Origin of the sequence: Nonomuraea sp. NPDC049725, assembly GCF_040674795.1 — a bacterium.
GTDB lineage: Bacteria > Actinomycetota > Actinomycetes > Streptosporangiales > Streptosporangiaceae > Nonomuraea > Nonomuraea ceibae.
Genome location: NZ_JBFANJ010000018.1, coordinates 104,238 through 117,713, shown reverse-complemented (window position 1 = coordinate 117,713; position 13,476 = coordinate 104,238). Strand labels below are relative to the sequence as shown.

The window sequence follows — 13,476 nt, the reverse complement described above, 5'->3', positions numbered from 1 at the left end:
TAGGTTGGGCGCATGGATCTGATGCAGCGGGCCGGGGAGCTCAAGGGCGAGCTGTCGGAGTACGCGAGGTCGCCGAGGTTCCAGCGGGCCACCAGGAACATGATCCAGCGCGCGTTCCCCGACGGGGTCAGTGACGAGATGGTCTTCTCGACCGCTCTCGACGCCTTCGTCCTCACCGAACGCCTCGAAGGCGGCCAGACCGTCCTCGGCTCGTTCGCCGAGCGCTTCACCGGCGCGGACCGGGCGCTGCTGCTGTCGTGGGCCGACTACGTCCAGGGCGTGTTCGAGATCAAAGAGCCATACGGCGACGACGGCGTCATCGCCGTCAACCACGTCGACGAGCTGACCTACCGGATCAGGTCCAACATGGGCGCCGAGGGCGTCGAACAGCTCACGCCCGGCGTCGTCATGGTCGGCGGCCTCGTGCCCGTCGGCGACGACTGGATGATCAGCGGCGCCGCGACGGCCTACTCCGCCGACGACGTCGCCGCCGTCCTCGCCGGCGTGCGCACCCTCCAACTGCAGAACCCGCGCATGGTCTTCCGCAACCCGGACAAACTCGCCCAGGCCCGCGCCCTCCAGGCGCGGCAGCGCGCCTCCTTCATCGACCTGTACGGCAGCGACCTGGTGCTTGTCGCCGGCGACGCGGTCCAGGAGACGATCCTGGCCTTCTACCGCCACGACCACGAACGCAACGGGGGCGAGCCCGGCGCATGGCGTGAGCCCGAGCTGCCCGACCTCGGCCTGTCCGGCGCGCCCAGCCTCGCGGTCGTCTTCGACGAGGAGGAGGGGCTCAGCTTCTTCCCGGGCTTCGACCTCGCCCAGGCGGCGTTCGCCGACCCGTCGCTCCTGGTCCGCCGCCCGTACCGCGACGTGATCAGCGGCTACCTGCGCGGCGCCGACACCGGCCCCGGCATCCTGCGCCGCCTGGCCGCCCCGGACCCGGCCAAGGCCGACCGGGTCTTCCGCAAGCTGCTGAACAAGCCCGGCTTCTCCTGGCAGCGCGACGGCGAAGCCCTGCTGCGCAAGCACAAGCCCACCTGGTTCGACACCCCGATCCTGCCCCGGGTGATCCCCCTGTAAGGACACAGGTTCACAGGGGAAGCGGGGCGCGTGAAGATCACCTCACGGGGTTCTTACCGAGAAGGGTGACACATGCGTAATCGAGTCTTCACCACACTGGCCGCCGCCGTCGCGTTCGGGGGGCTGGCGGTGGTGCCGTCGGCGGCGCAGGCCGCCGAGAGCTGCCCGAAGGGCTACATCTGCTTCTACTACGGCTACAACCAGAGCGAGGGCATGTCGTTCAAGACGAACAAGAACTGGGAGGGCGAGGCCTACGCCAGGTCCTACTTCAACAACGCCTACGCGGAGGAGGGCTCCGACCACGTCAACCTCACGGTCAGGTTCGTCGGGACGCGATGCGTGCACTTCGGTGACCCGGACGGCAAGGGGAACATCTCGGCGCCGCCGGCCTCGATTCGCACGGTGACCAAGGTGACGTGGCGCGGGGAGTGCTAGACCCGCGCGTGTGAGGCGAAGTCCGTCAGGGCCGTGAGGAAGGCGCGGGGTTTGTCGTCGTGGATGACGTGCCTGGCGTCGATGCGGCGGTAGACGGTCTGGGGGGCGAGGTCGCGGACGCGGCGGGCGTCGTCGTCGTCCATCGCGCCGACGAGGCCGTGCTTGACGAAGCGGTTCCAGTTGGCGTGCATGAGGAGGACGGGGCCGCTCACCGCCCGGAGTGCGGCCTCGTGGGAGAAGTCGCCGTAGAAGCGGCCGTCGACGAACGCCCTGGCGAAGTCGGGGTCGAACATCGAGACCGCCCGGATCGTCTCGTCCAGGGAGCGCGGCAGCCAGCGGACGCCGAGGCTCGCGGGGCGGCCGGGGTGGCGGCGGGCGTGCCGGGTGACCAGGCGGTCGAGGAGGTCGACGAACCGGTCGGGCATCCGGATGCTCTTGTCCTCGGCGATCGGGATGTCCTGGCGGAAGATGTCGGCCGGGCGGCCGTTCTCGGCGACCTCGGCGGTGTGGACGAGGCTGGCGTAGACCCAGCGGTCGCGGTCGCGGAAGCGCGGCATCTCGACCGAGAAGATCGGCGGGTCCTCCAGGACGGTGGCGGCGACCAGGTCGGGGACGTTGGCGGCGCACCACAGGGCGAGGACGCCGCCGGAGGAGTTGCCGCTGACGATCGCGGGCCTGCCGATGACGTCGCGCAGGAATCGCGCCAGGTCGCCGCCGGCGGAGTCCCACGAGTAGTCGCCCGGGGTCCACGAGGAGGCTCCGTGGCCCCGGACGTCGACGGCGTAGACGGTGAAGCGGCGGGCGAGCTCGGGCATGACGCTGCGGTAGCTGCTCCACAGGCTCATCTGGCCGGGGATCAGCAGGAGCGGGGTGCCCGACTCGGGGCCGCGGACGTAGTTGATCAGCACGCCGTCGAGCTCGGCGGACTCCTGGCGGAAACCGGACAGCGCGGCGGGCAGCGGCTCGCGCAGGCCGTGGTACGGGTTCACCGGTGGGTTCACTGCTCCGGCTCGCTCTGCGCGGCGAGGACTCCGGTGGCGAACTGCCGGAACCTCTCGTTGTCGACGAGCGCGATGCCCTGCTTGGGGTCGACGAGGACGAGCAGCGTGTCGCCGGGCTCGATGCCGAGCAGGTCACGGGCGTCCTTGGGGATGACGATCTGACCCTTCTCGCTGATCTTCACGGTGCCCACGATGTACCGGCCGTCCGGCCCTTCGATCATTTTTCCGGTCATGGGTACGACTTTACCTACTTTTCCTACTTTCTGCACGCATCACGGCCCCTGCCGGTGTCCCCGCCGAGACCGTCGTCGGCAGGGGCAGCATCACCTCCACCCGCGTGCCCCCGCCCGGTTCGCCGGTGATGACGCAGATGCCGCCCAGCTCCGCCGCCCGCTCCCGCATCGAGGAGAGCCCGACGCCGGGCCGGTGGGACTCGGGCAGGCCGCGCCCGTCGTCGGTGACGGTCACCCGCAGCACGCACCGTTCCCGGCGCAGCGTGACGGTGACGGTCTCGGCGTCGGCGTGCCGCCGGATGTTGGTCAGCGCCTCCTGGACGATCCGGTAGACGGCCACCTCGACGGCCGCCGGCAGGTCCGACAGCGCCCCCTCGACCCGCACCGGCACCTGCGGCCCCGCCAGCTCACGCAGCGCGCGGGCCAGGCCCAGGTCGTCGAGCGCGGGCGGGCGCAGCCCGTGCACCAGCTCGCGGACGTCACCGGCCACCGCGTCCATGCCGGTACGCAGATCCTGCAGCAGGGCGTCGGCGGAATCGGGCGAGTCCTTGAGCCGGCTGCGCGCGATGTTGATGATCATCGCCATGCTCGACAAACTCTGGCCGAGCCCGTCGTGCAGATCCCGGCGCAGGCGGCGGCGCTCCTCCTCGCGGGTGCTGAGGATCCGTTCGCGCGAGCGTTGCAGGTCGGCGGCCATGCGCACGGCGTGCGCCACGTCGGCGGCGTACGGGGCGAGCGTGGCCAGCACGCGCTCGTTGTGCGCGGCCGGGAAGCGCCGCGGGCCGGGGGCTCCCACCAGCAGGCGGCCGACCTGCTCGCCGTGCCAGACCAGCGGCACCCGCCGCGGCGCGGCGCCGACGCGGCCGTTCTCGACGTAGCGCGGCTCACCGTCGGCGACCTCGACGGCCACGCCCTCCACCGCCAGCCCGTCCTTCAGCACCGCCACGACCGACGTGAGCGCCTCGGCGGGATCACCACGCCGGATCGCCTGGGTCAGCCGCTCGGCCAGCAGGGCGGGGTCACCGACCCTGCCGTACAGCAACCGGTCCACCAGCCGCTGCAACCACCGCCGCAACGGCTGGAAGAACGCCCCCGCGAACAGGGCCGAGGCCAGACCGGCGATCTGGTCGTACCCCGAGACCAGCACGGAGGAGACGGCGCCCACGCCGAAGTACACGGCGCTCACCACCACCAGCAGCCCGGCCGCCACGAACGTGCGGCTGACCACGGTGTCGATCCCGTACAACCGGTAACGCATCACCGCGAACGCCATCGCGACCGGGATCAGCGCCGCCCAGGTGATCGACAGCCACATCAGCTCCGGCACGGCCCCGCCCACGACCAGGAACACGATGTAGCCCGCGAAGGCGTACATCGGCCAGCCGATCTGCCGCCTGCCGACCGGGTCGGCCCGCCGCATCCGCAACGCCATCGAGCACGCGGCCAGCGCCATCGAGGTGTAGATGAGCGTCCACCCGGCCACGGTCATCACCTGGAGGTACGGGCCCAGCGCGGGCACCGCCAGCGGGTTGGTGATGACGACCGGGTACGGGTAGTCGGCGAGGGACGGGTCGGGGCGCACGACGGCGCGCAGGATGTTCAGGCTGAGCCCGGCGACGCTGAGGACGATGACCCAGCGCCAGCGCGGCGACAGCAGCCGGCCGTCGGGCGAGTAGAGCGGCAGCACGGCGGTGAGCGTCGCCCCGCAGATCCCCCACGGGATCAGCGTCGCGATCCGCAGCCAGCTCGACACCTCGTAGCGGCCGAGGCCGGCGTAGTGGAACAGCAGCGCGTTGGTGATGTCACTGGCCGCGCCGGCGAGCCCGCCCAGGCACATGACCCACGCCATGCCGAGCTTGGGCCGGTGGAAGATCAGGACCGCGCCGACCACGGGGAACGCCAGGGCGGCGGCCGACTGCGGGGTCGCGGTCTGCGCCGGGGTCCACTCGGGCGGCAGCGACTGCCAGATCGCCAGCGCCGCGAGTTCGAGCAGCGGGGACAGCACCGCCAAGGTGACGGCCGCGGCCCGCGCTGCCACGATGGCGTTCCGAGCCATGCTGGTCCCTGCCTCTCCTGGAGCTGGACGCATTATGCACGGCTTCGTATTGATAAATCGTCATAAAAAGGTTGCTCACCTGCTGAACGACCTCATCGCCCCCCGCCCGTCCGACACCGCGACGCTCTTCTCCGACGCCAGCACCAGCTCGTCGTCCCCGTCGCCGTCGTAGTCCCCGGCGGTCAGCGGCGACAGCCCGCGCCCCGCGCCGATCGGCCCCGCGTCCCGCAACCCCCCGGGACCGCCCCGGAACAGGCGCGGCCCCGACGGCGTGTCGGGCCAAAACCCGCCGAAGGCCACGTCGTCGTCACCGTCGCCGTCGAAGTCGCCCGCCGCCGCCCCGCCCTTGGCCCCGCGCAGGCTCTCGACGCGGCCGCCCGCGTAGTAGACGGTCAGCGTCCGGTCCACGCCCGGCGGCTCGGTCTCGAACCCGGGCTCGTTGTTGCGGCCGCCGTCGTCGCCGACCGCGACGTCCTCCCGGCCGTCGCCGTCGAAGTCGCCGAACGCCGAGGCCATCCCCGCGTTCAGCCTGCGGACCGGCTCCCCCGGCCCCCGGAGGAGCCGGCTCGCGACCTGCTCGCCGTCGTCGCCCTCGTACACGAGCAGCCCGGTACGGCGCCCCGCGCCGATCGGCCCGGCGGCCAGGCGCCAGAACTCCCCTCCTGACGGGGACGGCCGGGTCTCCTCGCGGGCCGGGACGCCCTCGCGCGTGAACGGGCCGTACAGCAGCACCAGGGCCGTGCGCCCCGAGGCCGGGGCCGCCACGTCGGCCACGCCGTCACCGTCGAAGTCGCCGGTCACCGGGTGCAGCAGGCTCTTCCTGCCCACGCGCACGGGGACGAGGCCGACGCCCTGCGGGCCGCCCCAGAGGACGTGCGGGGCCATCTCCCCATCGGGCGGGCCGCCGTGCACCACGACGTCGCCGTAGCCGTCGGCGTCGAGGTCGGCGTGGACGCTCTGGCTGATCAGCCACACCCGGAACCGGTCGGCGGGCACGGACACGCGGGTGGCGGGGTCCAGGCCGGTACGGGAGCCGCGGACGACGTCGAGGCGGTCACCCGAGGCGAAGACCAGGTCGGCATAGCCGTCGCCGTCGAGGTCGCCGGGCCGGCCCCGGCCAACCGGCTTCCCCGCCGACGGGCCGGACGAGGTGGCGGGCGGACCGGACGTGGTGGGCGGACCGGGCGTCGCGGGCGGACCGGACGTCGTGGGCGAGCCGGACGTCGCAGGCGGACCGGAGGTCACCGGCGGGCCGGACGTGGCAGGCGGGCTGCCGGTCTCGGGCGGGGGTGCGCAGGCGGCGAGCGTCACCAGCAGCATCACCGCGCCGACGACTCGCCTCATACCCGCCCATCGTACGGCTCAGGCGCCGTCGAAGGCCTGCGCCACCGCCAGGCTGTCCTCGTACACGTGGTGCCGCGTCACCAGCCCGTCCTCCACCGTGAGGTGGAGCGCGAACCTGGACCGGTAGGCCCGGCCGGTCGGGCGGGCGGTCTGGCGGATCTCCCCCAGCACGACGGCGTGCTCCCCGTCGACGAGCACCCGCTCGACCACCGTGGCGACCTCCTCGGGCACGTGGTGCTCGGCGATCTCCCGGTAGTGCGCCTCGGCGTCGGCGCGGGTGACGCGGTGGCGGATCCACGGGGTCGCGGCGCGGCCGTGCTCGGCCTCGGGCCAGTCGAGCTTCCAGTCGGCGTCGTCGGCGTACAGCTCCGCGATGCGCCGGGGGTCGCCCTCGCCGATCCTGCGCAGCAGCTCCTGGACGACGTCACGTGTGGACATGCGGTGCTTCCTCCCCGTTCGGACGACCCGGGAAGCCTGGCAGAGGCGCGGCCAGGGGCGCCATTACGTCGCAGGTAAGCGCCTTGACAATTTTATTTGTCGGTGAGACGCTCAGGGCATGGAGAACACGGTCACTTCCCAGGACGGCACCACCATCGCCTACACCCGCGTCGGCCACGGGCCGGCGGTCATCCTCGTCGACGGGGCGATGTGCCACCGCGCCTCCGGCCCCAACCCCGCCCTGGCCGCCGAGCTCGCCGGCAGCCACACGGTCTACACCTACGACCGGCGCGGGCGCGGCGGCAGCGGCGACACCGCGCCGTTCTCGGTCGAGCGCGAGATCGACGACCTCGCCGCGCTGATCGAGGCGATCGGCGAGCCCGTCTTCCTGTACGGGATCTCGTCCGGCGCGGCGCTGGCCCTGGCCGCCACCGCCGCCGGGCTCCCGGTCACCAAGGTCGCCGTGTACGAGCCGCCGTTCGTGGTCGACGGCACCCGCGCCCCCATGCCCCACGACTACGAGGAGCGCATCCGCGGCTTCATCGCCGCCGGCCGCCCGGCCGACGCCATCCGCTACTTCATGCGCACGGGCGTCGGGCTGCCCGGCATCATGGTGGCCATGATGCGGCTCATGCCCGGCTGGTCCGGCATGAAGGCGATCGCCCACACGCTGGCCTACGACGCGGCGTTCGTGGCGCGCTTCGGGCAGGGCAAGCCGCTTCCGGAGCGCGAGTGGGACGCGGTGAAGGTGCCCGCGCTGGTGATCGACGGCGGCAAGAGCCCGGCCTGGATCCGCAACGGCGCCGCCGACCTGGCCCGCGTGCTGCCCGACGCCGCCGCGCGCACCCTCGACGGCCAGACGCACCTGGTCAAGGCGCGCGCGCTGGCCCCCGTCCTGAAGGGCTTCTTCGCATGAGCTTCCGCACCACCGTCGAGCTGGCGGGCAGGACCGCGACGGGGTTCGAGGTGCCCGCCGGCATCGTGGAGGCGCTCGGCTCGGGCAGGCGGCCCGCCGTGACGGTCACGGTCAACGGCTACAGCTACCGCAGCACGGTCGCCGTCATGGGCGGGCGCTACCTGCTGCCGCTCAGCGCCGAGCACCGGCAGGGCGCCGGGGTGGCGGCGGGCGACGAGGTCGAGGTGACGCTGGAGCTCGACACCGCGCCGCGCGAGGTGGCGGTCCCCGGCGACCTGGCCGAGGCGCTCGACCGGGCGCCGGAGGCGAAGGCGTTCTTCGACGGCCTGTCCTACTCCCGGAGGCGCCGGGTGGTCCTCCAGGTCGAGGGCGCCAAGAAGGCCGAGACCCGGCGGCGCCGCGTCGCCGACGCGGTCACCAAGCTGGCCGCCGGCGAGGCGTGACCTCCCGGCCGGGCCGTGCCGGTGAGGCGGATCGGTCGTGCCGGTGAGGCCGCCTCGCTCTTGAGAGTGAGAGCCAGGATCGCCCCGGGCGGCGATCCCTTTCGCGGCGGGAAATCCGAGGATGGGGACGTCAACCAGCGCCTTCCCCAGGAGAAGATCATGCGGATCCACCCCGCCTACCTCGCCGCGCCACTGCTCTCCGCGGGCTACGGAATCCTGCGGCTCGTCGACGGGATCGACGGCAGCCGAGGGCCGGGACCGGCCTGGACGGCCGGACATCTGGCATTCATGGGCGCACTGGTGCTCTTTGTCTACATATTTCGGGAAATGTGGCTGATGCTCGGGCGCAGCCGGGGCGCCACCGCCGTGCTCGTCGCCGGAGCGGCCGGGGCCGGGCTGGCGTTCGTCCAGTTCGCGATCGACGTCGTCGTGGGGTTCATGGCGGCCGACCACGAGGCGATGGGGCCGCTGTTCGACCAGGTGCAGGCGGTGCCGGGGGTGTCGTTGCTGGTCTACCAGGCCGGGCCGGTCCTCTTCTACGTCGCGCAGGTCGTGCTCGTGGCCATGCTCGCGGTCCGGCGCCAGGTGCCGGTCTGGGTTCCGGCGCTGGTGCTGGTCCAGGTGCTGCTGCCGTTCGTGTCGCTGGACCTGATCCCGCTCGGCGGGCTGCTCGCGCTGATCGCGTTCCTGCCGCTGGCGGTGAGTGACCGGCGAGTCCCCGCACATGCCTGATCTTGCGCGAAACTGGGACATCGTGCCCGAACCTCCGCTCGTCACCGTGCTCCGCCGCCGCTACCGGGCGCTCCCCCAGCCGCTGCTGGACGTGGCCCTCACCGGCGCGATCACGCTGGCCCAGCTCTGGCCGCTGCTGTCGAGCACCAGCTACTTCGGGGTGCCGTGGTCCTGGTGGGGCTACGCGGTGGCGGTCGGCTCGTCGCTGCCGGTGCTGTGGCGCCGCCGCTTCCCGGTGACCGTGCTGGTGACGTCGCTGATCGTGAGCGGGCTGTACGACCTCGCCGACAGCGTGGCCGACCAGCCGATCTGGTACGGCTCCCTGGTCGCCCTCTACACCGTGGCCACGAGCTCGCCCCGCTGGGTCCGCATCACCGCGCTCTGCCTCATGGCCGGCGGCATGTTCGCGCTGGTCGGCTCGTCGGAGACGGCCCTGCGCAGCACCGTGCTGTACGTGGCCGCGTACGCCATCGGCAGGGCGGCGGCCACGTCGCGCGCGCACGCGGCGGCGCTGGAGGAACGGGCCGCGAGGCTGGAAAGGGAGCGCGAGATGGAAGCCGAACGCGCGGCCGAACGCGAGCGGGCGCGGATCGCCCGCGACATGCACGACATCCTCGCCCACGCGGTCAGCCTCATGGTCGTGCAGGCGGAGGCGGGCCCGGTGGCGGTCAGGACCGACCCGGACCGCGCGGAGGCGGCGTTCGACGCGATCGCGGGGGCGGGCCGCGACGCGATGGTGCAGCTCAGGCGGATGCTCGGCGCGCTCAAGGAGGAGCACGCGCCGCTCGCCCCGCAGCCGACGCTCGACGAGCTGCCCGGCCTGGCGGACCAGGTGGCGGGCACGGGGCTGAAGGTCGCCTTCGAGACCACCGGCGAGCCGCGCCCGCTCCGGTCCGACTCGGCGGTCGCGGCGTACCGGATCACGCAGGAAGCGCTCACCAACATCGTCAAGCACGCCGGCGCGACCCGCGCGGACATCCGGCTCACCTGGGAGGACGACACCCTGATGATCGACATCACCGACGACGGCCGGGGCTCGGGCCGGGCCCTGCCCTCGGGCGGCAACGGGCTGATCGGCGTCCGCGAGCGCGCCGCCTCCTGCGGCGGCTCCGCTACGGCCGGGCCGCGCACCGACGGTCCCGGCTTCCGCGTCACCGCCCGGCTGCCGGCATGACGGTCCGGGTGGTCGTGGCCGACGACCAGGAGCTGGTCAGGGGCGGGTTCGCGATGATCCTGGCCGCGCAGCCCGACATCGACGTGGTGGCCGAGGCCGGCGACGGCGTCGAGGCGGTGGTGGCGGTGCGCGAGCACGCGCCCGACGTGCTGCTGCTCGACATCCGCATGCCCCGGATGGACGGCATCGAGGCGGCCCGGATCGTGTGCGCCGAGACGGCCTGCCGGGTGCTCATGCTGACGACGTTCGACCTGGACGACTACGTGTTCGACGCGTTGCGGGCGGGGGCGAGCGGGTTCCTGCTCAAGGACGTGCGCCGCGACGACCTGGTCAACGCGGTGCGGGTGGTCGCCGGCGGCGAGTCGCTGCTCGCGCCGGCGGTCACCACGCGGCTGATCCACGAGTTCGCCTCGCGGCCGGCGGCCAGGCCGGGCGCCGCTCCCGGGGCGCTGGACGTGCTGACGGCCAGGGAACGCGAGACGCTGCAGCTGATCGCGCGCGGCCTGTCCAACGCGGAGATCGCGCGGACGCTGGTGGTCAGCGAGCACACGGTGAAGACGCACGTCAGCAACCTGCTGACCAAGCTCGGGCTGCGTGACAGAGTGCAGGCGGTGATCGCCGCGTACGAGTCGGGGCTGGCCGTGCCGGGAGCGTAACGGGCCCGCGGACGGGTAGGCGGGCTCGTATGAGTGAGGGCTTCGAGACGGACATGCTCTGGGACGAGTTCCATCGGGTGGTCAACATGAACTCCGAGGAGCTGCGTTCCTACCTGCTGGCCGACGCCTCCGGCGAGGACGGTTTCAGCGCCGATCCCGACCTGGGCATCGACGAGCTCGGCAGGGGCGTGCTGCACGTGCTGAGCAAGCGGAAGATGGACCTGACCGACGCCGACCGCGACGTCATGCGCCGGGTGGTCGAGCTGGTGGAGACGGTCGGCAACAAGAGCGACGACCAGGCGCGGCACATGCTGATGTCCGCGGGGCACGACCCGCTGCGGGCATAGGCGATGATCCAGCCGCAGGACTGGATCGCGGGCTACCTGCGGGCCTGGGAGTCCAACGATCCGGACGAGATCGCCGCCCTCTTCACCGAGGACGCGGTGTACTACAACGAGCCGTACAGCATGCCGGTGCGCGGCCGGGACGCGATCGTCTCCAACTGGCTGGCCAGGCAGGACAGGCCAGGTGAGACGACGTTCCAGTGGCATCCGGTGTGCGTGACGGCCGAGGTGAGCGTCATCCAAGGTGTCACGACATATCCGGACAAGACGTACAGCAACCTCTGGGTGATCCGGTTCGTTCCCGACGGCAGGTGCCGGGAATTCACCGAATGGTGGATGGAGCATGACATCAGGTGATGCAATGAGCCGACGACCATCCGAGGAGGCCCGTTGAGAGACAACCTCGACCTCGCCGCGAGCGCCCAGCAGCTCGCCGACGCCGCGCCGGCCGGTTCGCTGGACCGGGCGGCGGCGAAGTCCGTGGCGATCACGCTGGCGACGACCCGCGACATCGCGCAGGCCAGGCAGACCCTGGACGGGGTCACGCCCGACGACGTGCGGCAGGCGGCGCTGGCCCTGTTCGAGCGCATCTCAGCGGACTGATCCCCCGAGCCGCGTCAGCCCGGGCCTGATCGGCGCCGGGCCTTCCGTCATGTCCCGGCCAGGTGCGCGACCAGGCGCCGGACCTGCTCGGCGTAGTGGCCGGCGAACTCCGGCGATTCCGGGTCGAGGCCGGTGGCGGCCCTGACGACCTGCGGGAACGTGATGCCGGCCGCCGCCATCGCGAACAGCGCCACCAGCACCGCCGCCGGGTCGAGGTCGGCGGGCAGCTCCCCCGCCTCCTGCCGCCGTCGTAGTTGCTCGACGTCGCGGCGCAGGTCGTCGGCGAAGCCCGGGTCGGGCGGGGCGTCGTCGGTCAGCCCCTGCCAGGCCATCAGCCTGCCGTAGTCGCGCCGCTCGGCGTTGGCCCGCACGTAGCCCGCCGCGAGCTCGCCCAGCGTGGCGCCCCGGTCGGCGAACGCGCTCTCCTCACGCTGCCAGCTCGCGCTGAGCGCCTGGTAGAGGCCCTCTTTTCCGCCGAAGTAGTAGGAGATGAGCTGCTTGTTCATCCCCGCTCTGGCGGCGATCTCGCCGACCCTCGCCCCGGCGAACCCCTTGGCCGCGAACTCCTCCAGCGCCGCCTGAAGGATGCGGGCCTTGGTCCGCTCGGGGTCGCGCTGCTTCTCCTCGGGTGCTCGCCTCATACCTGCACACTTTATCATCCATCCGTTTGGTTGACAGTTTCATCCATACGGGTGATAGTTGCGGCATGACGAACGACATCGCGATCATCGGCGGCGGCATCGGCGGGCTCTGCCTGGCGCACGGGCTGCGCAAGGCGGGCCTCGACGTGACGGTCTACGAGCGGGACCGCACCCCGGCCGACCGGCTGCAGGGCTACCGGGTGCACATCGACCCCCACGGCGCGCGGGCGCTGCGCGACTGCCTGCCGGCCCACCTGTGGCAGGCGTTCCTGGACACGACCGGGCAGGGCGGCCAGGACTTCGGCTTCCTCACCGAACAGCTCGACCTGCTCGCGCTCATCGAGACCCCGCCCGCCGCCGACCCGGCCGACGACCACCACTCGGTCAGCCGCATCACGCTCAGGCAGGTGCTGCTGTCGGACCTGGACGACGTCGTACGGTTCGGCAGGGCGTACGAGAGGTACGAACGGCTGCCCGACGGACGGGTCAGGCTGTTCTTCGCCGACGGCGCCAGCGAGACGGCCGGGATCGTGGTGGCGGCCGACGGCGGCAACTCGCGGGTGCGCAGGCAGTATCTGCCGCACGCGCGGCGGGTCGACACCGGCATCACCACGGTCGCCGGCAAGTTCCCGCTCACCGAGCGGACGCGGCGGCTGCTGAGCCCCCGGCTGGTCGACGGGCCCAACAACGTGATCCCGCCGTCGGGCCTGGGCCTGTTCTGCGCCCCGCACGACCTGAGCGACGCGCCCGCCACCGGCATCGGGCGCACCGAGCAGGAGGGCGCGCTGATGGACAACGGCAGCAGCTACATCCTGTGGGCGGTCGGCGCGGCCCTCGACCGCTTCCCGGGCGACATTTCAGAAATGTCCGGCCAGCAGCTCCGCGACGCCGTCTCCGCCATGATCACCTCCTGGCACCCCGACCTGCGCCGCCTCGTCGCCGACTCGGACCCCGACACGGTCTCGCTGCTGCCGATCCGCACGTCGGTCCCCGTCGACGCCTGGGAGCCGTCCACCATCACCCTGCTCGGCGACGCCATCCACAGCATGACCCCGATGCGCGGCATCGGCGCCAACACCGCCCTGCGCGACGCCCGCCTCCTCACCCAGGCACTCTCCGGTGGCGGCGACCCCGTCCAGGCCATCGGCCGTTACGAGGCGGAGATGCGCGGGTACGGTTTCACCGCCGTGCGCGACTCGCTGCGCGCGGCCGAGCAGTTCGTCGGCGGCGGCCGGCTGGCCCGCTTCGGCTTCAAGACGTTCCTGCGCACGGTCCAGCGGGTTCCGTCGCTCAAGGCCAAGGTCTTCGCCTGACTGCGGGGAGCGCACTGTAGCGGGTCGGGTACGCTCCGGGTGACGGGCGCCCGGCGCGACAGGC

Annotated in this window: 17 protein-coding genes; 11 read left to right on the top strand and 6 right to left on the bottom strand. The window is 72.4% G+C overall.

What is annotated here, in order from left to right; genetic code table 11:
* The first annotated feature begins 12 nt into the window (after nt 1–12).
* Nucleotides 13–1,083, top strand: a complete 1,071-nt coding sequence (locus AB0J53_RS36375) for a hypothetical protein (RefSeq protein ID WP_364180667.1) — start codon at nt 13–15, stop codon at nt 1,081–1,083.
* Nucleotides 1,084–1,155: 72 nt separating this feature from the next.
* Nucleotides 1,156–1,518, top strand: a complete 363-nt coding sequence (locus AB0J53_RS36370; protein WP_364180665.1) for a peptidase inhibitor family I36 protein — start codon at nt 1,156–1,158, stop codon at nt 1,516–1,518.
* On the opposite strand, the gene AB0J53_RS36365 is transcribed toward AB0J53_RS36370, so the two are convergent.
* The 5 genes from AB0J53_RS36365 to AB0J53_RS36345 all read right to left on the bottom strand — a co-directional run bounded on the left by AB0J53_RS36365 (nt 1,515) and on the right by AB0J53_RS36345 (nt 6,590).
* A complete protein-coding gene (locus tag AB0J53_RS36365) occupies nt 1,515–2,519 on the bottom strand; it encodes an alpha/beta fold hydrolase (RefSeq protein WP_364180663.1) in 1,005 nt (334 codons plus the stop codon). The two genes, AB0J53_RS36370 and AB0J53_RS36365, sit on opposite strands and share 4 nt — an antisense overlap.
* Nucleotides 2,516–2,752, bottom strand: a complete 237-nt coding sequence (locus AB0J53_RS36360) for an AbrB/MazE/SpoVT family DNA-binding domain-containing protein (RefSeq protein WP_231619066.1) — start codon at nt 2,750–2,752, stop codon at nt 2,516–2,518. The genes AB0J53_RS36365 and AB0J53_RS36360 overlap by 4 nt, the downstream gene beginning before the upstream one ends.
* Nucleotides 2,753–2,762: 10 nt before the next feature.
* Complete coding sequence (locus tag AB0J53_RS36355; protein WP_364180660.1) at nt 2,763–4,808, bottom strand: sensor histidine kinase; 2,046 nt, start codon at nt 4,806–4,808, stop codon at nt 2,763–2,765.
* 75 nt (nt 4,809–4,883) lie between these two features.
* Nucleotides 4,884–6,152, bottom strand: coding sequence for a VCBS repeat-containing protein (locus tag AB0J53_RS36350; RefSeq protein ID WP_364180658.1), 1,269 nt, complete (start codon nt 6,150–6,152; stop codon nt 4,884–4,886).
* Between the two features lie 18 nt (nt 6,153–6,170).
* Nucleotides 6,171–6,590, bottom strand: coding sequence for a nuclear transport factor 2 family protein (locus tag AB0J53_RS36345; RefSeq protein ID WP_219506419.1), 420 nt, complete (start codon nt 6,588–6,590; stop codon nt 6,171–6,173).
* Between the two features lie 118 nt (nt 6,591–6,708).
* Between AB0J53_RS36345 and AB0J53_RS36340 the strand changes: the two genes are divergently transcribed.
* From AB0J53_RS36340 to AB0J53_RS36305, 8 genes are all read left to right on the top strand, one after another.
* Complete coding sequence (locus AB0J53_RS36340) at nt 6,709–7,506, top strand: alpha/beta fold hydrolase (RefSeq protein ID WP_364180656.1); 798 nt, start codon at nt 6,709–6,711, stop codon at nt 7,504–7,506.
* A complete protein-coding gene (locus AB0J53_RS36335) occupies nt 7,503–7,949 on the top strand; it encodes a YdeI/OmpD-associated family protein (RefSeq protein ID WP_364180654.1) in 447 nt (148 codons plus the stop codon). The genes AB0J53_RS36340 and AB0J53_RS36335 overlap by 4 nt, the downstream gene beginning before the upstream one ends.
* A gap of 159 nt (nt 7,950–8,108) precedes the next feature.
* Nucleotides 8,109–8,681, top strand: coding sequence for a hypothetical protein (locus tag AB0J53_RS36330; RefSeq protein ID WP_364180652.1), 573 nt, complete (start codon nt 8,109–8,111; stop codon nt 8,679–8,681).
* A 22-nt stretch (nt 8,682–8,703) separates the two neighbouring features.
* Nucleotides 8,704–9,855, top strand: a complete 1,152-nt coding sequence (locus AB0J53_RS36325) for a histidine kinase (RefSeq protein WP_364180650.1) — start codon at nt 8,704–8,706, stop codon at nt 9,853–9,855.
* Nucleotides 9,852–10,511, top strand: coding sequence for a response regulator transcription factor (locus AB0J53_RS36320; RefSeq protein ID WP_364180648.1), 660 nt, complete (start codon nt 9,852–9,854; stop codon nt 10,509–10,511). The genes AB0J53_RS36325 and AB0J53_RS36320 overlap by 4 nt, the downstream gene beginning before the upstream one ends.
* Nucleotides 10,512–10,540: 29 nt before the next feature.
* Nucleotides 10,541–10,858, top strand: coding sequence for a DUF3140 domain-containing protein (locus AB0J53_RS36315; protein ID WP_219506400.1), 318 nt, complete (start codon nt 10,541–10,543; stop codon nt 10,856–10,858).
* A gap of 3 nt (nt 10,859–10,861) precedes the next feature.
* The gene (locus AB0J53_RS36310) at nt 10,862–11,212 is read left to right on the top strand and encodes a nuclear transport factor 2 family protein (RefSeq protein WP_219506399.1); all 351 of its coding nucleotides are present in this window, start codon (nt 10,862–10,864) and stop codon (nt 11,210–11,212) included.
* A gap of 33 nt (nt 11,213–11,245) precedes the next feature.
* Nucleotides 11,246–11,458 carry a hypothetical protein gene (locus tag AB0J53_RS36305; protein WP_219506397.1) on the top strand — a complete coding sequence of 71 codons (213 nt, stop codon included), beginning with the start codon at nt 11,246–11,248 and terminating at the stop codon, nt 11,456–11,458.
* Between the two features lie 47 nt (nt 11,459–11,505).
* On the opposite strand, the gene AB0J53_RS36300 is transcribed toward AB0J53_RS36305, so the two are convergent.
* On the bottom strand, nt 11,506–12,099 hold the full coding sequence (locus AB0J53_RS36300; protein WP_219506388.1) for a TetR/AcrR family transcriptional regulator: 594 nt from the start codon (nt 12,097–12,099) through the stop codon (nt 11,506–11,508).
* A gap of 65 nt (nt 12,100–12,164) precedes the next feature.
* Between AB0J53_RS36300 and AB0J53_RS36295 the strand changes: the two genes are divergently transcribed.
* Nucleotides 12,165–13,412 carry an FAD-dependent oxidoreductase gene (locus AB0J53_RS36295; protein WP_364180644.1) on the top strand — a complete coding sequence of 416 codons (1,248 nt, stop codon included), beginning with the start codon at nt 12,165–12,167 and terminating at the stop codon, nt 13,410–13,412.
* The last annotated feature ends 64 nt before the right edge of the window (nt 13,413–13,476 follow it).